At 68.4% G+C, this 17,982-nt stretch carries 22 protein-coding genes; 5 read left to right on the top strand and 17 right to left on the bottom strand.

What is annotated here, in order from left to right:
• The first annotated feature begins 96 nt into the window (after positions 1 to 96).
• Positions 97 to 1,209 (top strand): cytochrome P450, encoded by a 1,113-nt coding sequence (locus OHA10_RS27410; RefSeq protein WP_371401628.1) that lies wholly within the window; start codon positions 97 to 99, stop codon positions 1,207 to 1,209.
• On the opposite strand, the gene OHA10_RS27405 is transcribed toward OHA10_RS27410, so the two are convergent.
• From OHA10_RS27405 to OHA10_RS27395, 3 genes are all read right to left on the bottom strand, one after another.
• Positions 1,193 to 1,945, bottom strand: a complete 753-nt coding sequence (locus OHA10_RS27405; protein ID WP_371401627.1) for a class I SAM-dependent methyltransferase — start codon at positions 1,943 to 1,945, stop codon at positions 1,193 to 1,195. The two genes, OHA10_RS27410 and OHA10_RS27405, sit on opposite strands and share 17 nt — an antisense overlap.
• 9 nt (positions 1,946 to 1,954) lie before the next feature.
• Positions 1,955 to 2,470, bottom strand: a complete 516-nt coding sequence (locus OHA10_RS27400; RefSeq protein WP_371401626.1) for a hypothetical protein — start codon at positions 2,468 to 2,470, stop codon at positions 1,955 to 1,957.
• A 65-nt stretch (positions 2,471 to 2,535) separates the two neighbouring features.
• Positions 2,536 to 3,315 carry a sulfite exporter TauE/SafE family protein gene (locus tag OHA10_RS27395; RefSeq protein WP_371401625.1) on the bottom strand — a complete coding sequence of 260 codons (780 nt, stop codon included), beginning with the start codon at positions 3,313 to 3,315 and terminating at the stop codon, positions 2,536 to 2,538.
• Positions 3,316 to 3,405: 90 nt separating this feature from the next.
• Here OHA10_RS27395 and OHA10_RS27390 point away from each other — a divergent pair, with 90 nt between their 5' ends.
• The gene (locus OHA10_RS27390; protein WP_371401624.1) at positions 3,406 to 3,813 is read left to right on the top strand and encodes a YciI family protein; all 408 of its coding nucleotides are present in this window, start codon (positions 3,406 to 3,408) and stop codon (positions 3,811 to 3,813) included.
• Positions 3,810 to 5,042, top strand: a complete 1,233-nt coding sequence (locus tag OHA10_RS27385) for an RNA polymerase sigma factor (RefSeq protein ID WP_371401623.1) — start codon at positions 3,810 to 3,812, stop codon at positions 5,040 to 5,042. The genes OHA10_RS27390 and OHA10_RS27385 overlap by 4 nt, the downstream gene beginning before the upstream one ends.
• On the opposite strand, the gene OHA10_RS27380 is transcribed toward OHA10_RS27385, so the two are convergent.
• The 9 genes from OHA10_RS27380 to OHA10_RS27340 form a co-directional block, all read right to left on the bottom strand.
• The gene (locus OHA10_RS27380; RefSeq protein ID WP_371401622.1) at positions 5,006 to 6,382 is read right to left on the bottom strand and encodes an FAD-binding oxidoreductase; all 1,377 of its coding nucleotides are present in this window, start codon (positions 6,380 to 6,382) and stop codon (positions 5,006 to 5,008) included. The genes OHA10_RS27385 and OHA10_RS27380 overlap by 37 nt on opposite strands.
• 141 nt (positions 6,383 to 6,523) lie before the next feature.
• A complete protein-coding gene (locus OHA10_RS27375) occupies positions 6,524 to 8,287 on the bottom strand; it encodes a proline--tRNA ligase (protein WP_371401621.1) in 1,764 nt (587 codons plus the stop codon).
• A gap of 88 nt (positions 8,288 to 8,375) precedes the next feature.
• Positions 8,376 to 8,738: a hypothetical protein gene (locus OHA10_RS27370; protein ID WP_371401620.1), complete on the bottom strand. Its 363-nt coding sequence runs from the start codon at positions 8,736 to 8,738 to the stop codon at positions 8,376 to 8,378.
• 24 nt (positions 8,739 to 8,762) lie between these two features.
• Complete coding sequence (locus OHA10_RS27365; RefSeq protein WP_371401619.1) at positions 8,763 to 9,854, bottom strand: M14 family zinc carboxypeptidase; 1,092 nt, start codon at positions 9,852 to 9,854, stop codon at positions 8,763 to 8,765.
• Between the two features lie 43 nt (positions 9,855 to 9,897).
• Positions 9,898 to 10,722 carry a GNAT family N-acetyltransferase gene (locus tag OHA10_RS27360; RefSeq protein WP_137254648.1) on the bottom strand — a complete coding sequence of 275 codons (825 nt, stop codon included), beginning with the start codon at positions 10,720 to 10,722 and terminating at the stop codon, positions 9,898 to 9,900.
• 50 nt (positions 10,723 to 10,772) lie between these two features.
• On the bottom strand, positions 10,773 to 12,029 hold the full coding sequence (locus tag OHA10_RS27355) for an MFS transporter (protein ID WP_371401618.1): 1,257 nt from the start codon (positions 12,027 to 12,029) through the stop codon (positions 10,773 to 10,775).
• A 17-nt stretch (positions 12,030 to 12,046) separates the two neighbouring features.
• On the bottom strand, positions 12,047 to 12,529 hold the full coding sequence (locus OHA10_RS27350; protein WP_371401617.1) for a GNAT family N-acetyltransferase: 483 nt from the start codon (positions 12,527 to 12,529) through the stop codon (positions 12,047 to 12,049).
• Complete coding sequence (locus OHA10_RS27345) at positions 12,526 to 13,170, bottom strand: VOC family protein (protein ID WP_371401616.1); 645 nt, start codon at positions 13,168 to 13,170, stop codon at positions 12,526 to 12,528. Before OHA10_RS27345 ends, OHA10_RS27350 begins: the two co-directional genes overlap by 4 nt.
• Positions 13,167 to 13,331, bottom strand: coding sequence for a CopG family transcriptional regulator (locus tag OHA10_RS27340; RefSeq protein WP_371401615.1), 165 nt, complete (start codon positions 13,329 to 13,331; stop codon positions 13,167 to 13,169). The genes OHA10_RS27345 and OHA10_RS27340 overlap by 4 nt, the downstream gene beginning before the upstream one ends.
• A 53-nt stretch (positions 13,332 to 13,384) precedes the next feature.
• Between OHA10_RS27340 and OHA10_RS27335 the strand changes: the two genes are divergently transcribed.
• The gene (locus tag OHA10_RS27335) at positions 13,385 to 13,753 is read left to right on the top strand and encodes a VOC family protein (RefSeq protein WP_371401614.1); all 369 of its coding nucleotides are present in this window, start codon (positions 13,385 to 13,387) and stop codon (positions 13,751 to 13,753) included.
• Here the strand turns inward: OHA10_RS27335 and trxA are convergent.
• The 4 genes from trxA to OHA10_RS27315 form a co-directional block, all read right to left on the bottom strand.
• Complete coding sequence (trxA, locus tag OHA10_RS27330; protein WP_371401613.1) at positions 13,750 to 14,085, bottom strand: thioredoxin; 336 nt, start codon at positions 14,083 to 14,085, stop codon at positions 13,750 to 13,752. The two genes, OHA10_RS27335 and trxA, sit on opposite strands and share 4 nt — an antisense overlap.
• Positions 14,082 to 14,450: a MerR family transcriptional regulator gene (locus OHA10_RS27325; protein ID WP_371401612.1), complete on the bottom strand. Its 369-nt coding sequence runs from the start codon at positions 14,448 to 14,450 to the stop codon at positions 14,082 to 14,084. Before OHA10_RS27325 ends, trxA begins: the two co-directional genes overlap by 4 nt.
• 61 nt (positions 14,451 to 14,511) lie before the next feature.
• A complete protein-coding gene (locus OHA10_RS27320; RefSeq protein ID WP_371401611.1) occupies positions 14,512 to 16,119 on the bottom strand; it encodes a thiamine pyrophosphate-binding protein in 1,608 nt (535 codons plus the stop codon).
• Positions 16,116 to 16,892: a cyclase family protein gene (locus tag OHA10_RS27315; RefSeq protein ID WP_371401610.1), complete on the bottom strand. Its 777-nt coding sequence runs from the start codon at positions 16,890 to 16,892 to the stop codon at positions 16,116 to 16,118. The genes OHA10_RS27320 and OHA10_RS27315 overlap by 4 nt, the downstream gene beginning before the upstream one ends.
• Positions 16,893 to 16,946: 54 nt before the next feature.
• Here OHA10_RS27315 and OHA10_RS27310 point away from each other — a divergent pair, with 54 nt between their 5' ends.
• Complete coding sequence (locus OHA10_RS27310; RefSeq protein ID WP_371401609.1) at positions 16,947 to 17,453, top strand: NUDIX domain-containing protein; 507 nt, start codon at positions 16,947 to 16,949, stop codon at positions 17,451 to 17,453.
• Here the strand turns inward: OHA10_RS27310 and OHA10_RS27305 are convergent.
• Entirely contained in the window at positions 17,434 to 17,982 is a 549-nt protein-coding gene (locus tag OHA10_RS27305; protein ID WP_371401608.1) for a nucleosidase, read from the bottom strand. The genes OHA10_RS27310 and OHA10_RS27305 overlap by 20 nt on opposite strands.

The raw sequence follows: 17,982 nt of genomic DNA, 5'->3' as shown, positions 1-17,982 counted from the left end.
GAAGGATTCGTAACCCGGAGGGCTGCTGAGTCGTTCATATCCGATCTGTCTCAGCAATACCAGTATGGTAAGTGGTTCTATCATTACGCTGGACGGGTGGCGACTGTCGAGCAACTCGAAACCGACCCGCATCCCACGCTTGCCGCGATCCGGCCGATCGGGTGGATCGAGGTGCTGAACAGCTGGGTCGTCACGTCGCGCGCGCTCGCGCTGACCGTCCTGCGCGACCCCGACACCTTCACCGTCGACGATCCCCGCTTCTCGACCGCCCAGGTCGTCGGCCCGTCGATGCTCTCCCTCGACGGACCGGTGCACAAAGCACACCGCGACCCGTTCGAGTCCCCCTTCACCCTCCCCGAAACCCGCCGCCGCTTCACCGAGCCCGTCCAGCAAACCGTCAACAACCTGATGGACGCTCTCGATCAACCTGCAGACCTTCGGACAGGGCTCGCCGGTCCGTTGTCGGTTGCGGTGGTTGCGTTGTCGCTCGGGCTTCCGCCGGCGTCCGCCTCTACCGTGCTCGACTGGTACACGGCGATCTCCAGCTCCGTGTCCGGGGTCTCGGCCGGGCACCCGGTGACCGCCGAAGGGGCGGCCGCTTTCGGCGAGTTGCACAAGCATGTTGCCGCAGGCATCGACTCGTCCGACTCGCTGATCGCCGCGGCCGCGCACGCCGGGCTCGGTGTCGACGAGGTCGTGGCGAACGCCGCCGTGCTGATGTTCGGCGGCATCGAGACCACCGAGGGCATGATCACCAACGCCCTCTGGCACTTCCTGACCAACCCCGACCAACTCGACCTGGTCCTGGCCGACCCGTCCCTCCTCCCCAACGCCATGGAAGAGTCGCTCCGCCTCGAACCAGCAGCGGCCGTCGTCGACCGCTACGCCACCCGCGACATCGAGCTCGCCGGCGCACAGATCCGCGGCGGCGACATGGTCACCGTCTCCCTCGCCGGCGCCGGCCGCGACCCCGACGTGTTCGAGTCGCCCGACAAGTACGACGTACGCCGACCCAATGCGCGCCGCCACCTCGCCTTCGCCAGCGGACCGCACATCTGCCTCGGCATGCACCTGACCCGCCTCGAGACGCTCACCGCCTTGGAAGCAGCTCTCCAACTCCCCGGCCTCCAACTGGCCGCGGACTCACCCCCACCGCGCGGTCTCGTCTTCCGCAAGCCGTCCGCGCTCCGCGTCAGCTGGGACGTGTGAGCACGAGCATCGTCGCCGAATAGACCGGCATGGCGCGATCCGGATCACGCTCAGCGTCCGCCGCGAACCGCGCGAACCCACGATCCATCTCATCCGCCGGTAGATGCTCGAACGTCGACAGCGCGCGATGACTCAGCCGTTCGTAGCTCTGCTTGAGCGTGCGCGGCTCCTCGGCGGAGATCCGTACGACGTCCTCGTCCGGAACCAGCCCCGCCTCGACCGCGAGCTCCTTCGCCGCGGCCCGCGTGATGTACATCCCGGCATCGACCTCCCGCGCCGACGGGAAGTACTCGTACCAGAACAGATCCGGCATCGCGTCCGAGAACTGCGTGCGCAGCAGCGCGACTCCCCCGGGCCGCAGCACTCGTCGGACCTCGCGGAGCCCCTGCAAGGGATCGGTCCAGTGGTGGAACGTCAGGAACATCAGCACGCCGTCAACCGATGCCTCAGGCAACGGAATCTCCTCGGCGCTGCCCTTCAGGTACGTCACGCGCGGATGCGGCTCTGTCGCCGCGCGCATCCGGTCCGACGGCTCCACGCCGTACACGTGGCCTTGGAACTCCTCGGCCAGCCCCGGGGTCAGCCGACCGGTCCCACTCCCGAGGTCGAGCACGTCCAACGGCCGCCGCTCCGGCAGGTACTCCGCGAACGCCCCGGTCCATCGCCGCACCTCAGCCGGCTGGATCCCCCGGCCCGCGACGTACACACTTCCCATCCGCCCGTCGTAGTCCACCATCCCAGGACCCTACCGCCACTCCTGGTGCCATCCCGCGGCCACGACGCTGGTCTGCTTGAGCACCGCGTCCGGCGCGGGCTCGGCCGGCCAGAACTGCAGTAGGTACCGATCCACGACCGGCTCGTCCGCCGGTACGACGTCGACGGCCTTCCCCTCGTCCATCCCGCTGGCGCTGTAGCGGGCCCGGTAACTCCGTACCGGCAGCGAGAAGTCCGCGTACTCCGACCCGTCCAGCCCGTGCACCCGGATCGCCGGCGCCTCCGGCTCGAACGGCACCTCGACGATGTCCTCCCAGTCGTCGTCCAGCGCGGGCTGCTGCTCGGAGCGCTCGATCCGAAGCTCGACGTACCCGGTGTGCAAGCCGGTGAACAGCAGCAGCCGCCCCGGTTCGGCCGCCCCACAGATCCCGTTCGCCTGACCGAGCCGCGAGTCGTCGAAGTCCGGCCAGTCCGTGTCCCCACTCATCAGATAGATCTGCCCGAACGTCAGATCCAGCTTCCCCTCGAACAACACGTCGGTGTCCATGCCGCGACCCTAGGCGGCCGCCGGGTCCTGAGTCCGCCGATGGACCCGACTTGCAGCTATTGACATCAACCGCCGAAGAAGACGTCGTACGCGAGCCGCAGGATCAGCGCCGACACGACGACGAGGAAGATGACGCGGACGAAGCGGCTGCCGCGGGCCACTGCGGTGCGGGCGCCGAGGAGGCCGCCGAGCATGTTGGCAGCGCCCATGATCAGGCCGAGGCCCCACAGGGGTGCGCCGTGAAGGGCGAAGACGAGGATCGCGCCGAGGTTCGTGGCGACGTTGGCGATCTTCGCCTTGGCGCTGGCCTGCAGGAAGTTGTAGCCGAGCAGACCGACCAGCGCGAAGATCAGGAACGAACCCGTCCCCGGCCCGACCGCGCCGTCGTAGAAGCCGATGAGTACGCCGACCCCGCTCGCCGCCAGGTAGTGGTCACGGCCGTCGAAGCGTAGTGCGGTCCGTGCACCGAGTGACGGCTTCATAGCGGTGTAGATCGCGACCACGATCAGCAGCACCAGCACGATCGGCTTGAACCACGACATCGGGATCTTCGTCGCCACCAGCGCACCGGTCGCCGCGCCGAGTCCGGCGAGGATCGCGAGCGGCAGGACCGTCTTCTTGTCGGGCCGGACCTTCACGCCGAACGTGACCGCGCTGGTCGTCGTGCCGCAGAGCGACGAGATCTTGTTCGTCGACAGGATCTGCGCCGGCGAAGCGTTCGGCAGACCGAGCAGCATCGCGGGCAACTGCAGCAGTCCGCCGCCACCGACCACGGCATCGATCCAGCCGGCCGCGAAGGCGGCGATCACCAGGAACAGCAACGTCCACAACGAAACATCAGGCACAGAGCCCGATGATCAGGTAAGGGCGTAGTACCGCTCAACCCTTACACCGCCGAGTGAGAGTTATGACACTCGATCCGGGAGAATGGCGGGGTGAAGTTCCTACTGCTGATCCACAACAACGTCGAGGCCATCAAGCAGTTCAGCGAGCAGCAGCTTGTCGAGATGTCCGGCGGTCCCGCCGCGATCGCCGAGACGGCGCGCGAGCTGCTCACGACCGGAGAGCTGGTGTCGGTCCTCGGCTTGAAGGACCCGGGCGAGGAGAAGGACATCCAGCTCGTCGCCGGTACGCCGGTGATCTCGGACCGTCCGCTGCTGGAGACCAAGGAGTTCCTGGCCGGCGCGATGGTGCTGCACTGCGAGTCGGTGGAGCGGGCGCTGGAGATCGCGGCACGGATCCCGCTGGCGAACTTCCGTCGGGTCGAGCTCAGGGAGATCCGCCTCGACCAGGACGACTTCCTGAACCAGCTCGACGACTTCACCGGACCCGGCGCACCGTGACCGGTCCCGCGGCGTCCGAGCTCGAAGCGGCGATTCGGGCGGCGGCGCCGCGGGCGTTGGCGGCGCTGGTCCGGCGGTACGACGCGTTCGACCAGTGCGAGGACGCCGTACAGGAGGCGCTCGTCGACGCGTTCGTGCAGTGGGGCGCGAACGGCGTACCGGAGCAGCCGATCGGGTGGCTGATCAGCGTCGCGACCCGGCGGATGATGGACGGCTGGCGGCGCGACAACGCACGGCGACGACGCGAGCTGAACGACTTCCTGCGCGCGCCGGCCGAACAGTACGACCCTGACGAGTACCACGAGGACGCCGACGACACGATCCGGCTGCTCGTGCTGTGCTGTCACCCCGCGCTGACGCCGGCGTCGCAGATCGCGCTGACCTTACGCTCGGTCGGCGGTCTCACCACCGCCGAGGTGGCTGCCGCCCTGCTCGTCAGCGAGAGCACCGTCGCGCAGCGCATCAGCCGGGCGAAGCGGTTGATCAAGGACGCGCGGTTCGAGCTCCCGACGGCAGAGGAGTACGAGGAGCGCCTGGCCGCCGTACTCCAGGTCCTGTATCTGATCTTCAACGAAGGCCACACCGCGAGCGCGGGCGACTCGTTGCAGCGCGTGGACCTCGCCGAGGAGGCGCTCCGGATCACGCGACTGCTGTGTGAGGCGACCGGCGAGGCGGGCGAGGTGGCCGGCCTGCTGGCGTTGATGATCCTCACCCACGCCCGCCGGGACGCGCGGACCGGACCGGGCGGCGACCTGATCCCGGCCGACCGGCAGGACCGGTCCCGCTGGTACGCCGACGAGATCGCCCAGGGCACGCGCATCGTCGAGGAGACTCTGCGGACCGGCGCCGTCGGCCCGTACCAACTGGAGGCTGCGATCGCGGCGGTGCACAGCGAGGCCGACTCGGTCGAGACCACCGACTGGGAACAGATCGTCGGCCTGTATCGCCTGCTCGAGAAGGTCGACCCGAGTCCGATGGTGACGCTGGGCGCCGCCGTCGCGATCGCGATGACCGAGGGTCCGGACGCCGGCATCGCGATCGTCGAAGGGCTGGCCGACGACAAGTACCTCGGCGAGCACCATCGCCGGCTGTCCGTCCTCGCTCATCTGCACGAGCTCGCCGGTCGCCCGGACCTGGCCCGGTCGAACTACCTCGCCGCGCTGGAACGCACCCGGAACACCGCCGAGCAGAATTACCTGCGTGACCGCATGGCCCACCTCATCAAATGACGGCGGCCGCCGGTCCACTCAGGCCGTGGCGGAACACTCAAGGCGCTGCGGAACACGTGCCCCGGATCGACCGCCTGCTTGAGCGCGGCCAGCCGAGTGCTATGCGATTCCGGATAGCAGCTGCCGAGATCCGCGTCGGTCGGGTCGGACAGGAAGTTCACGTACGCGCCGCTCGGCCGCAGCGTCTGCCAGAAGGCGTCGAAGTCCTGAGCGGTTTCTGCGTCGGGCGTTCCCATCACGACCGAGTTGACCATGAACTGCGCGTCGCGGTGGGCGAATGCGGTCGCATCCGCAGGCATCTCACCGAACGCACCGCCGAGCGCCCGGATCTCCATCGCCATCGCCGGGATCTGCTGACGGGCTTCGAGCAGACGATCCGTGAGCTCGGGCGACCAGGAGTCGAAGAAGCCGTTGCGGATCCGCGGACGCCATTCCGCGGGCATCGACATGTCCGAGAACACCTCGGCATACGGCACCTCGGCGACCTTGTCGGTGAGCAGCGTGCCGAGATTGCGCAGCGGTTCGAGGACGGCGGGGTCTCCGGCGACGCACACCATGACGGCGACCGGGACCTGACGGTCGGCCATCATCGTCGGCGCGAGCTGCAGCGACGAGGTGACACTCTCGGGCGCCTGCGCGGCGTACTCCGCCCAGCCCTTGAGCACCTCCGCAGTCTGGGTCCACGGGTAGAGCAGCGTGCCGAAGTGCACGGTCGGCTGACGTACGGCGCTGATGTCGTACGACGTGACGACGCCGAGGCTGCCCGCCGCGCCGCGCAGTCCCCAGAACAGCTCCGGTTCGTTCGCGGCGTCGACCCGGCGTACCGCACCGTCCGCGGTGACCACCTCGGCCGACACCACGTTGTCGATCGCCAGCCCGTGCTTGCGAACCATCCAGCCGATGCCGCCGCCAGCCATCAGCCCACCGACGCCGACACTGGCTGTGTCCCCCGACGAGATCGCCAGCCCGAGCTTCCCGAGCCGCGCGGCGACGTCGCCCCAGGTCGCTCCGACACCGACGCGGACGACATCGTCCGGCAGCACCTTGACCTCGTCCATCGGCCGTACGTCGATCACCACGCCACCGTCGTTCGTACCGAACCCGGCGGCGCTGTGTCCACCGCTGCGCACGGCGACGGGCAGGTCCTGCGCCTCGGCGTACCTGAGGGCAGCCACCACATCAGCCGCCCCCGCACACCGCACCACGACGCCCGGCCGTCCCTCGGCCATCATCACCCGCCCGGCATCGGCGTACCCCGGGTCGCCGTCGACGAGGACCTCCCCCGTCACCACCGCGCGAAGCTCGTCGATCCTCCGGCCAACCACTGCAGATTCCGTCATCGCCAACTCCCTAGTTCCGAGACACCTCCTCTGGCGTCTCACCCGGGATCGGAGCCGACCGACGATCCTCGACACGCTGGACCGAAGAAAAAGCAATCCGGCCCCACCCCGTTTCGGAGTGGGACCGGTTCTAAGGCTGGTTCAGCTGCGGACGGCCGCCACCAGGTGGTCGACGACGTCGGCGACCGGCACGTCGGTGCGGTCGCCGGAGCGACGGTCCTTGACCTCGATGGTGCCGTCGGCGAGGCCCTTGCCCACCACTGCGATGGTGGGGACGCCGATCAGCTCGGCGTCCTTGAACTTCACGCCCGGGGAGACCTTCTCGCGGTCGTCGTAGATCACCGACACGCCGCGAGATTCCAGCTCGGCAGCGAGCTCGGCCGCCTTCGAGAAGACCTCGGAATCCTTGCCTGTGGCAACAAGGTGGACATCGGCCGGCGCGATCTCGCGCGGCCAGACCAGACCGAGCTCGTCGTGGTTGCCCTCCGCGATCGCCGCCACCGCGCGGGTGACACCGACGCCGTACGAACCCATGGTGACCGTGACGAGCTTGCCGTTCTGGTCGAGGACCTTGAGGTCGAGCGCGTCGGCGTACTTGCGGCCGAGCTGGAAGATGTGGCCCATCTCGATCCCGCGCGCCGACTCCAGCGCACCCGAACCGTCCGGCGCCTCGTCACCGTCGCGCACCTCGGCGGCCTGGATCGTCCCGTCCGCGGTGAAGTCGCGACCGTGCACCAGGTTGATGACGTGGAAACCGGACTTGTCCGCACCCGTCACCCACGCGGAGCCCTCGGCCACCCGAGGGTCGAGCAGGTACCGGATGCCCGACGTGTTCTCCTTGCCGAGCACGCCGGGGCCGATGTAGCCCTTCGCCAGCGACGGGTACTTCTCGAAGTCCGCCTCCTCGAAGGCGACGACCTCGGCCGGCTCGACCTGCGCACCGAGCCGCTTCTCGTCGATCGCCCGGTCTCCCGGGACGCCGATCGCCAGCGGTTCGCGCGACCCGTCCGGGTGCACGAGCATCACGAGCACGTTCTTCAAGGTGTCCGCAGCGGTCCACTCGCGACCGTCGGTGCGCGCATGCTTCGCGTTCAGCGCGTCCACGAGTGTGTCGATCGTCGGCGTGTCCGGCGTGTCCACGACCTCGGACGCGGGCACCGCCGAGGCGTCGACAGCCGGCGACTGCGGCACGACGACCGCCTCGACGTTGGCGGCGTACCCACCCGGGGAGCGGACGAAGGTGTCCTCGCCGTTCTCCGCGATGGCGAGGAACTCCTCGGACCGCGAGCCCCCCATCGCGCCGGACATCGCCTGCACGATCACGTAGTCGAACCCGAGCCGGTCGAAGATCTTGATGTACGCCTCGCGATGCTTCTCGTACGACGCGGCGAGGCCATCGTCGTCGATGTCGAAGGAGTACGAGTCCTTCATCACGAACTCACGCCCGCGCAGCACGCCGGCCCGCGGCCGCGCCTCGTCGCGGTACTTGTTCTGGATCTGGTAGATCGACAGCGGCAGGTCCTTGTACGACGAGTACAGATCCTTCACGACCAGCGTGAACATCTCCTCGTGCGTCGGACCGAGCAGCATGTCGGCGCCCTTGCGGTCCTTCAGCCGGAAGATGTTCGGACCGTACTCCGTCCAGCGGCCGGTGGCCTCGTAGGGCTCGCGGGGCAGCAGCGCCGGGAAGACGAGCTCCTGCGCGCCGATCGCGTCCATCTCCTCGCGGACGATCCGCTCGACGTTGCGCAGCACCCGCAGGCCCAGCGGCAGCCAGGTGTAGATGCCGGGCGCGGCGCGCCGGATGTACCCGGCGCGGACGAGCAGCTTGTGGCTCGGGACCTCCGCGTCCGCCGGGTCCTCGCGAAGCGTGCGAAGGAACAGCGACGACATACGCAAAATCACGGGAGTCTCCAAGCGTGCAAAAGTGGACAACGGGACGTCACAGAGAATATCCGCCCGGCGGATATGGTCTCACCACGTTATCCACAGGTCACTCGCGGGCCGCCTTGAGCGCCCATCTGATCAACGGCAGCTGCAGCGGCAACCGCGCGTATGCGATCGCCTGCGCGGTCCGCGAGCCCTTCGACCGCAGGTCGACGGCCATCTGGACGTTCGCCGGGAACACCGCGACCAGCAGGCCGGCGCTCGCCAATCCGGCCGGCCGCCGCGTGCGCGGGTGCAGCAGACCCGCCGCGCAGGCCAGTTCGGCCACGCCGGACGCATAGACGAGTTCCTTCTTGCGCGGCAGCGCGTGCGGCACGATCCTCTCGAACGGCTCCGGCTTCAGGAAATGCAGCGATCCGAGCACGCCGAACAGAACGGACAGGCCGGTGGTCGTCTTGCTCCGCGACATGCGCCGGAGCTTACCGGACGGTAATCACGGCAATTGCCCGTACGGCGTCGCGGCGGCCTTCGCGGCATAAACCAACGCTGGTTTCAGCAACGGCCAGAACGTCGAGGCAATACACGAGTACGGCGGCAGGAAACCGGCGCACCAGCCGGTCCGCGGCCCGATCTCGAACGTGTACGACGGCACGCCGCGCGTCCCGTACAACCAGTCGCTGGTCGAACCCGGTGTCAGGTACCCGACCCCGCCGTCCCCGGTGAACACCGGATACCCCGTGAACCCGCCCATCTTGTTGCCCAGGGCCACCAACGCGGCCTGGTCCGGCGCGGCCGTCCTCGTGTAACCCCACGACGCCAGGATGTCGTTCCCGTAGCTGTGCAGCGTCACGAAAACGCCGGTCGTGCTCGCGGCGGCCGGCGCGTCCACAGCGCCCTTGGTGTCGGGGAAGATCTTGGCCAGAAACCCCTGGATCGCCACGGTCTCCGGCTCGGACGCCGCCTTCGCACCCGGGTACATCTCCGTGCACGGATCGCCTTGGTTCGCGTCCCACTGGAACGACGAGTTCCGGTTCAGGTCGACTCCGGGGTAGCCCGCCTGGCAGTCCCCGGCGCTGTCGTCGACGTTCTTCCGTTGCAGCAGCGGGCGCGCCGGGTTCGACGCGACGACGTCGACACCGTCCGGGTTCGCGATCGGCACGACCCACAGCTCGCGGGTGTCGAGCAGCTCGGTGATCTCGGGATCGACGCCGTACGACGAGACGAGCAGGTCGATCCACTGGTACGCGATCTCGCCGGTCGCGAGCTCACGCGCGTGGATCTGGGCGTGCAGGACGAACTTGGGCTTCTTCCCGGTGCTGTTCAAGGCGCAATCGCCGGGCGCCGGCTTCGTGATGCACAACGCCTGGATGTCGTGCCCGCCCTGTCCTTTCACCTTCAGCCAGGAGTCGCCGATGTCGTAGAGCTTCACGAGGTCAGGGTGCGCTGACGCGACGGCGGCGTTGTGTTGCTCGTGGCCGACGACGGTGTGGTACCCGCCGTAGTACGTCACACCCGGCGACGAATAGGCCGTCGAGGACACGACCGTGGCGGCAAGGGTGCACAGAAGAGCCACGAGCCTTCGCACGCCGACCAGCCAATCATCGACGGATCACGGAGAGTACGCGGAATCAGAACAGAATCGTCGCGAACGTCTCGATCGTGCGGAAGCCGACCCGCTCGTACGCCGCGCGCGCCGGCAGGTTGAAGGCGTTCACGTAGAGCGTCACCACCGGCGCGATCTGCCGGGCCAGCTCGACCACGGCAGCCATCCCGGGCGCAGCGAGGCCACGGCCGCGGTACTCCGGGTCGACCCACACGCCCTGGATCTGGCACACGCCGGAACCGACCGACCCGACCTCGGCCTTGAACACGACCCGTCCGTCCTCGATCCGCGCGAACGCGCGCCCGGCCCGGATCAGCTCCGCGACCCGCGACCGGTAGAACGTCCCGTCCGGGCCGGTCTGCGGCGGTACGCCGACCTCCTCGGTGTACATCGCCACGCAGGCCGGATACAGGACCGGCAACTCGACCGGCTCCACCGCACGCACCAGCGGATCCGGCGCGATCAACGGCGACCCCTCGATCACCATGAACGGCTGGTCGTCGCGGACCTCGCGGGCCGGACCCCAGTGCGGCTCGAGGATGCTCCACAGCTGGTCGACCGCGCGAGCCTGCCCGAGGATCTGGAAGCAGTTCCGCCCCCGGCGCATCGCGTACGCCGCGAACGCGCGCAGCGCCGCGTCGTCAGCGCCGACCGGGACCATGTTGCCACCGGCGTGACACAGGGCCTCGAGCGCGCCCTTGTCGACGTACCCCCAGACCTCGGCACCGCGCCGGGGGTCGAGTCCGGATGCCTGCACGAGGCTGTCGACGAACACATTCACGACTGGATCGCGGGCGATGACCGCGCGCGCCGCCGCGAGGTCACGAGGACCGAGAACCCGTACGCCCACGCGCAGAACTTAGCGGATGATGGCCCCGCACGTATAAAACAGGGCCGCGGTCAGACCGCCTGGTTGTCGTGACCGGCCGCGATCCGGCGCAACGGTGAGGTCCAGGCGAACACGACTCCGACACACCCGAAGAGCCCCATCAGCACCATCCCGGTCCGCGGTCCGTAGGCGTTGCCAAGCACTCCGCCGAGCACCGAGCCCAGCGTCCACCCGACGCCCCAGGACAGCATCCGGCCCGCTGTGTTGACCCGGCCGAGCAGCTTCTCCGGAGTCACCTGCTGGCGGTACGAGATCGCGTTGACGATCACCAGCACGTACGCCGAACCCCACACGAGCGTTGCGAGCGCAGCGACGACCCACTGGGGAGACAGCGGTGTGAGCACGCCCAGGAGCGCCGAGACCGGCAGTGCGTACAGAGTGATCGCCGCGGGCGGCATCCGCTTCAGCAGCCTGGGCAGACTGAGTGCGGCGATCAGTCCGCCGATCCCCCAGGTCCCCCAGACCAGTCCGAACCGGAGTCCCGACGTACCGATGTCGAGGACGCGGTCGCACCAGACCACGATCAGCGCCATGAATCCACCGCCGGCGAACGACTGGATGCTGCCGACGATCGTCATCGTCCGTACGCCGGCGTGCTGGATCAGGTAGCGCAGGCCGTCACCGATGTCGGTCAGTACTACCCGCGGCCGGAGCGGCGGCTGTCCCTCACGGGACTCGGACATCGCTCGCACGATCCCGCGGACGGCGAACGCGGACGCTGCGAAGCTGAGTGCGTCCAGGGTGAGCAGACTGGCCGGATCGAGTACGGCGAGCGTCAGACCGGTCAGTGGCGGTACGAACAGCTCGATCAGGCTCGAAGCAGTCCAGACAGCGGAGTTGGCCTGCGCCACCCGCGCTCGACCGACCAGGACGGGCAGTGCGCCGAAGTTCGCGCCGTCGAAGAACGTGTAGACGGCCTGCACGGTGAACGCGACCACCAGTACGTGAGCGACGGTCAGCACACCGAGCAGATGCGCGACCGGCACAGACCCGACCAGCACAGCATTGACGCAGTCGGCCGTCACCATCGTTCGACGTCTGTTCCAGCGGTCCGCGAGTGCACCCGCGAACAGTCCGGCCAGCAGGTACGGCGCTGACTCGAGCGCTGTCACCACTGCGGTCAGCACGGTCGAACCGCTCAGCCGGTAGACAAGCACCGGCAGCGCGATCGCCGTGACCATCGAGCCGGTGATCGACAGCGCACGGGCGGTCCAGTACCGCCGGAAGTCCGGGTCGTCGCGCAGCCGGTCGGGCATCACTGTCGTCATGGCGGAATCCTGCAAGCTCAGGTGCGGTCGAGGTCAATGACCATCCACATCAATTCCACACCGAGATCGCGGTCCGGGGTCCGCTTCGCCTCGGTGAAGCCTTGACTGCGGTAGAAGCCGATCGCCTGGTCATTGGCGACCAGGACGTCGAGCAGGAGTTCCGGCGTACCGTCCGGAAGCGCCGCGATCGCGGCGTCCAGGAGTGCCTTGCCGACGCCCTTGCCCTGGTGATCGGGGAGCACATACAGCTTCCACATCACCCAGAAGTCTTCTTCACGACCCAGCCCGACCATGCCGACCAGGGCGTCGCCGTCCGCCGCTACGAGCGTGATGCCTCTGCTGATGCCGCGCTCGACTGCCTCGACGGACCACCACTCGGCCAGTCCGTGGGTGATGAAGGCTTCCGGCACGAGTCCGGCGTACGCCACCGGCCAGGTCGTCAGACCGATCTGCCGGATCGCGTCGACGTCGCTGAGCTCGGCACGCCGTACGGCGATCATCCGTGCACCACGACCAACTGCCCGTCCGGATCCACGATCTCGAGCCCTGTCGCCGTCCGCTTGACGTCATAGCCGTCCAGCCGGCTCTGGACCTCGTTCAGGTCCTCGGTGGTGCTGAGGTCGAGCCGTACTGCGAAGTCGCCGTCCGCAGGCCCGAACCGCACGGGGGTGTCTATGCCAACGCCCTCGAAGAAACGGCGCCAGGCCGACTCTTCCGCACCGATCAGGTACGGCGTGACCGACCAGCGCTCGTCCGGACGCGCGTCGTGCACCTTGTACCCGTACAGGTCATCTGCCCGCTCGTCGACCCAGATGACGACGCCGTCCGGGCCGGTCACCGACAGCACGCGCCCGTACGCCTCGTCGAAGACAGTTGCGTCGACGAATCCGACCTGCTCCAGCCGGTCTCTCAACTCATCGATCTTGTCCGCCTCGAACGACAGGTTGGTCTGCCCCGGCTGTCCGCCGGTGCTACTGCTCGCCGCGTCGTGCAGCGCGACCATGCCGTGACCGGTCAGCATGTCGATCCAGCCGCCGCGCTCGGACTCGATCCGCGACCGCAGCCCGAGCGTCTGCAGGAACGCCCGCATCCCTTCCACGTCGGCCGTGAACCGCAACGGCCTGATCGTCACGCTGCTCATCCCCGCGCCTCCCCATGCTTGTCCAGGTACTCCGCCAGCGCCTGCTCGACCAGCGACGACAGACTCGCGCCCTCGTCGATCGCCTTGTGCTTCACCCGCCGCACCAACCCGGGCGGCAGATACACGTTGAACTGCACCTTCTTGCCATCGCCATCTGCCATGGCTATATTGCTAGCATCCTAGACAGCTAACCGTCAACAAGGGAGCTCCGGCGATGAACCTCCGCTTCGACCACCTCGGCCTGCTCACCGACACCCGCGAGAAGAACCAGGACCTGGCCGACTTCTTCGCCGGCATCCTCGGCCTGGAGATCTCCGGCACCGCGAGCGAGGGGTACGCCGAGGTGAAGGCCGGCGCGATGACGATCGCGCTGCACACCGGCGCGATGATCGACGACTTCGGCCCCCTCGGCGGCACCCTGCTCCAGTTCAGCAGCGACGACGTCCGCGCGGACATCGAAGAGATCCGCCGCCGAGGCGGCAACGTGGTCCTCGAGCCGACCGACACCGACTGGGGCACGACGTCGGCCTACGTCGCCGGCCCCCACGGCGTCCTGGTCGAGCTCTACAAATTCACCAGCTAGACGGCGGTGAGGAGGGCGTCGTCGAGTTCCTTCTGGAGGCGGGCCTTCGGGCGGGCGCCGACGACGGACCAGATCATCTCGCCGTGGTGGAACAGGATGAGAGTCGGTAGCGCCATCACGCGGTACCGGGCGGAGATGGACGGGTTCTCGTCGGAGTTCAGTTTCACCACGGTCATCCGATCGGCGCGTTCGGCGGCGATCTGGGCCAGCACCGGTGCGATCTGATGGCACGGCGGGCACCACTCGGCCCAGAAGTCCACGAGTACAGGCTTCTCGGACCGCAGTACGACCTCGTCGAAGGTGGCCTCGTCGACGGTACGCAGTTCGCTCATAGTTGTTTCATCCTCCAGCTCTCGGCATCGGTCAGGAGGTCGGTCAGCCGGGCCCGCAGATCGGTCAGCTCCGCGATCCGCCGGTCGACGTCCGCGATCCGGGTCCGGTACGCGGTCAACGACGCCGGGCAGACGTCCGCGCGCTCGTTGCCGGCGCGCAGGCACTCGATGAACGGGTACGTCTGCTCGGCGGTCAGCCCGAGACTGAGCAGCGCCTTCACCTCACGCACCACGACCACGTCGTCCGCGTCGTACGTGCGGTACCCGTTCGCCTCGCGCCGCGGTTTGAGCAGCCCCTGCGACTCGTAGTACCGCACCGCCTTGACCGTCACACCGGCCTCGGCCGCCAGATCGCTGATCCGCATCCCGCCTCCTTCACCCCGACGCTAAACCTTGCCCCTGGGGTCAAGGTCAAGCCAGGATAGGTCAGTGGCCGCGGAACGCCTCCTCGAGCCACCACGATGGCTGGTCCGCCACCTTCGCGTCCACGAGCATCGGCGCCGGTCGCGGTCCGTTCAGCCAGTCCTCGACCGCCACCAGGTCGCCGACTGTACGGACGGTCGCGGCCTCGAAGCCGTATCCCCGGGCGATGGCGGCGATGTCGGTCGACGGGAACGTCACCGTGTCCAAGGCGTGCCCACCCGGAGCGAAGTGGTGCACCTCGGCACCGTAGGCCTCGTCGTTGTAGACGACCACCAGCATCGGCAGACCGAGCCGTCGGACTGTGTCCAGCTCGGCGGCGCTCATCAGCGCGCCGCCATCGCCCAGCGCGGCGACGGGCAGTCGGTCCGGCTGGGCCAGCGCCGCACCGATCGCGGTGGCGAGGCCGAGGCCTATCGACTGGAACGCCTGGGTGAAGCAGAGACCGTTCTCGTCCGGGACATCCAGGTATGCGCTCGGGTAGCCCATGAAGTTGCCGGAGTCGACGGCGACCACGCGTTCGGCCGGTAGGAGGTCGTCCAGCGCGATGCTCAGCGTCCGTGGGTCGATCCGCTCCGCCGTACTCGTGTCGTCGTACTCGACGTCGCGCCGGCGCACACTTCCCAACTCGGTGGTGCGATAGCCAGTGCGCCTTTCGCCGAATGCGTCCAGCGCCCGCGTCGCGGTGAGCCCGACGTCGCCGGTGACGCCGAGGTGGATCTCGCGATGGGCGCCGAGTGCCGACGGGTCGTCGTCGACCTGCACGACGGTGGCGTCGGGCCCGATCAGCTGGCCGTGGCGCATCGTCCACATGTTCAGCGCACAGCCCCAGCCCACGATCAGGTCGGCGGCGCGGATCAGCTCCGCGGTACGCGGTGACGCGAAGCCGCCCGAGATCCCCAGCGACCACGGGTTGCCGTGGAACAGACCGTGCGCGACGGCGGAGGTCGCGAGGAGGGCGCCGCATCTTTCTGCCAACGCCTCGAGCACCAGCCGGTGTCCACGTGACCCACGGCCGGCGACGAAGACGGGCCGCTCCGCACGCTGCAACAGCTCGACCAAAGCGCCGGTTTCAGCGTCATCCGGCACAACCGCATCCCGTAACAGCCGCTGCGCGGTGACAGGCGATGGGACCTCCAGCGTTTGCACGGGTAGCGGGACATTCAGCAGCACTGTCCGCCGTTCTTCCATGGCGGTTGCCACGGCGGCCTGCGCCTCCGTCACCGCAGTCTCCGCCGACGTGATCCGCGCCGGTACCGCGCCCACGGCACGGGCCAGCGCTTCCTGATCGACGTAGAAGTTCGACCGCGGCTCGAGGACCTCGGCGGCGACCACGACCATCGGCGTACGGCTCTTCGCGGCCTCGGTGATCCCGGTCATCGCGTTCGTGAGACCGCAGCCCTGGTGGACCGTGACCGCCGCGACAGTCCCGCTCATCCGCGAGTACGCATCGGCCATCGTCGCCGCGCCGCCCTCGTGCCGCGCGGCGACGAACGGCGCGCCACCGGCCACCATCGCGTTCGTCAGGTGGAAGTTGCCCGACCCGACCACGCCGAACACCTGGCGGACGCCCGCGGCAGCCAATGCCCGGCCGACGGCATCCGCGACGTTCATCCGCGTTCGACCAGCGCGAGCACGCGGGCGGGAGCGCCGGATCCGCCGACGATCGGCAACGGTCCGGCGATGATGACAGCGCCGGTCGGTGGGAGCTGGGCCAGGTTCTGCAGCTGTGTCAGACCGTACTTGTCACTGCCCATCAGGTACGAGTGGCACGGGAACGGCGGGTCGAACGAGTGCGCCTTGCCCGCGTCGGTGCCGACGGTCTCGACGCCCATGCCGAGGACCGGCGACTCCTGCGCGACCCATCGCGCGCACTCGGGCGACAGGCCCGGCGTGTGCGGTCCGTTCTCGTCGGCGTTGAGGAACGCCTCCTGCGAATGCGATCGCGCGTCCCACCCCGTGCGGACGAAGAGCCAGCCGCCGGCGGGCAGCGGGACGTTGTCCGCCTCCCAGGCCTTGAGGTGGTCGACCTCGACGAGGAAGTCGGGGTTCTTCTCGACCTCGGCAGTGAAGTCGAGTACGACGGCCGGTGCGATCAGCCGGTTCGCCGGGACCGACGCGATATCGGCGAGGTCCTTGCCGGTGACCCAGTGGTTCGGCGCGTCGAAGTGCGTGCCGGTGTGCTCGCCGCTGGTGAAGTTGTTCCAGTACCAGGCCGGCCCGCGGTCGTCGTACCTGCTGATCTCCTCGAGTGCGAACCGCGCCGTCTGGCCGAACTCCGGCGGCAGCTGGATCACGGGCGTCGACGCCGACAGCGGCGACGTCAGATCCACCACCTCGACCGACTCATCCGCAAGCGCTGCAACGAGTGCCGACAGAACCGACATACGAACCTCCACGAAAGAACGCAGGTGACCCGAGGCCAGGTCAGCATAGACCGCATGCTGCTCGCGACCTTTCGTTCACCGGAGCTCTCACCCGGTGGACGGTTGGTCGAGCGCACCGCGGTCCGTGGGGTGCTGTTCCGCAGGCCCGAGCTGTTGCTGCTTGCGTCCCGCCACGGCGACTACAAGTTCCCTGGCGGCGGTGTCGAGCTTGGCGAGTCTTTCGAGGTCGCGCTCCGACGTGAGTTCCGCGAGGAGTGCGGGTACGACGCGGTTGTCGTCGGCCCGGAGCTGGTGTCGACCCGCGAGGAGGTGCCGGCGATCGAGACGGAGTACGACGTGTTCGGCATGACGTCGTACTACTTCGAGTGCTCAGGCGGGACGCTGGTTGGCGGCCAGCAACTGGAGGGCTATGAGGCCGAGCTGGAACTCACGCCGCAGTGGGTGACCATCGACGCGGCGCTCGCGGCTAACCGCAGAGTCATGGATAGCGGTGTCGGCGTAATGCGCTGGCTGGTGCGGGAGACCGCAGTACTGGAGTGGCTCAGCGCACGTACTCGCTGACCCACTCCCCCAGCACCTTCGCACTGGCATCCACCAGCGCCGGCCAGTCCAGCGCTGCTTCGTCGGCCGAGTCCGAAACGTGCTTCACGACACGCACAGGTACGCCGTACTCGCGGCACGCGTACACGACGCCGTACGCCTCCATGTCGACCAGATGCGCCCGCTCCGCCAACCGCTGTCGCACCAGCGGATCCGTCACGAAGACATCTCCCGACGCGAGCACCGTCCCGTCCCCACCCTCAACCACCAACTCGTCCTGCGGATCCAACCCGATCGCCCGAATCGCATCCGCGTTCACATCGTGATTGATCACCAGACTCGGCAGGAACAACCCGGACAACCCGTCCCGCAACGCCCCGGTCGTCCCCACGTTGAGTACGACAAGATTCGCGGTCTCCCGCTCCGCCAACGCCCGACTGACCGCGACCGCCGCAGCAGTCTTCCCGACCCCGGTAATCACCACCGGAATCCCGTCGGGAACATACCGAGCCTCCCCGGCGACAGCACTCACCACCAGGTAGTCGGTCAC

This window comes from Kribbella sp. NBC_00662, from assembly GCF_041430295.1.
Lineage (GTDB): Bacteria > Actinomycetota > Actinomycetes > Propionibacteriales > Kribbellaceae > Kribbella.
Note: the sequence above shows the minus strand (reverse complement) of the source record. Positions and strands in the feature narration are given on the sequence as shown.

Coding starts and splice junctions, on each gene's coding strand:
- OHA10_RS27325 (WP_371401612.1), bottom strand. CDS start 14,450: ATGCGGATCAGCGATCTGGCGGCCGAGGCCGGTGTGACGGTCAAGGCG.
- OHA10_RS27380 (WP_371401622.1), bottom strand. CDS start 6,382: ATGACGGAATCTGCAGTGGTTGGCCGGAGGATCGACGAGCTTCGCGCG.
- OHA10_RS27400 (WP_371401626.1), bottom strand. CDS start 2,470: ATGGACACCGACGTGTTGTTCGAGGGGAAGCTGGATCTGACGTTCGGG.
- OHA10_RS27345 (WP_371401616.1), bottom strand. CDS start 13,170: ATGAGCAGCGTGACGATCAGGCCGTTGCGGTTCACGGCCGACGTGGAA.
- trxA (WP_371401613.1), bottom strand. CDS start 14,085: ATGAGCGAACTGCGTACCGTCGACGAGGCCACCTTCGACGAGGTCGTA.
- OHA10_RS27315 (WP_371401610.1), bottom strand. CDS start 16,892: ATGTCGGTTCTGTCGGCACTCGTTGCAGCGCTTGCGGATGAGTCGGTC.
- OHA10_RS27310 (WP_371401609.1), top strand. CDS start 16,947: ATGCTGCTCGCGACCTTTCGTTCACCGGAGCTCTCACCCGGTGGACGG.
- OHA10_RS27355 (WP_371401618.1), bottom strand. CDS start 12,029: ATGACGACAGTGATGCCCGACCGGCTGCGCGACGACCCGGACTTCCGG.
- OHA10_RS27340 (WP_371401615.1), bottom strand. CDS start 13,331: ATGGCAGATGGCGATGGCAAGAAGGTGCAGTTCAACGTGTATCTGCCG.
- OHA10_RS27370 (WP_371401620.1), bottom strand. CDS start 8,738: ATGTCGCGGAGCAAGACGACCACCGGCCTGTCCGTTCTGTTCGGCGTG.
- OHA10_RS27405 (WP_371401627.1), bottom strand. CDS start 1,945: ATGGTGGACTACGACGGGCGGATGGGAAGTGTGTACGTCGCGGGCCGG.
- OHA10_RS27320 (WP_371401611.1), bottom strand. CDS start 16,119: ATGAACGTCGCGGATGCCGTCGGCCGGGCATTGGCTGCCGCGGGCGTC.
- OHA10_RS27335 (WP_371401614.1), top strand. CDS start 13,385: ATGAACCTCCGCTTCGACCACCTCGGCCTGCTCACCGACACCCGCGAG.
- OHA10_RS27350 (WP_371401617.1), bottom strand. CDS start 12,529: ATGATCGCCGTACGGCGTGCCGAGCTCAGCGACGTCGACGCGATCCGG.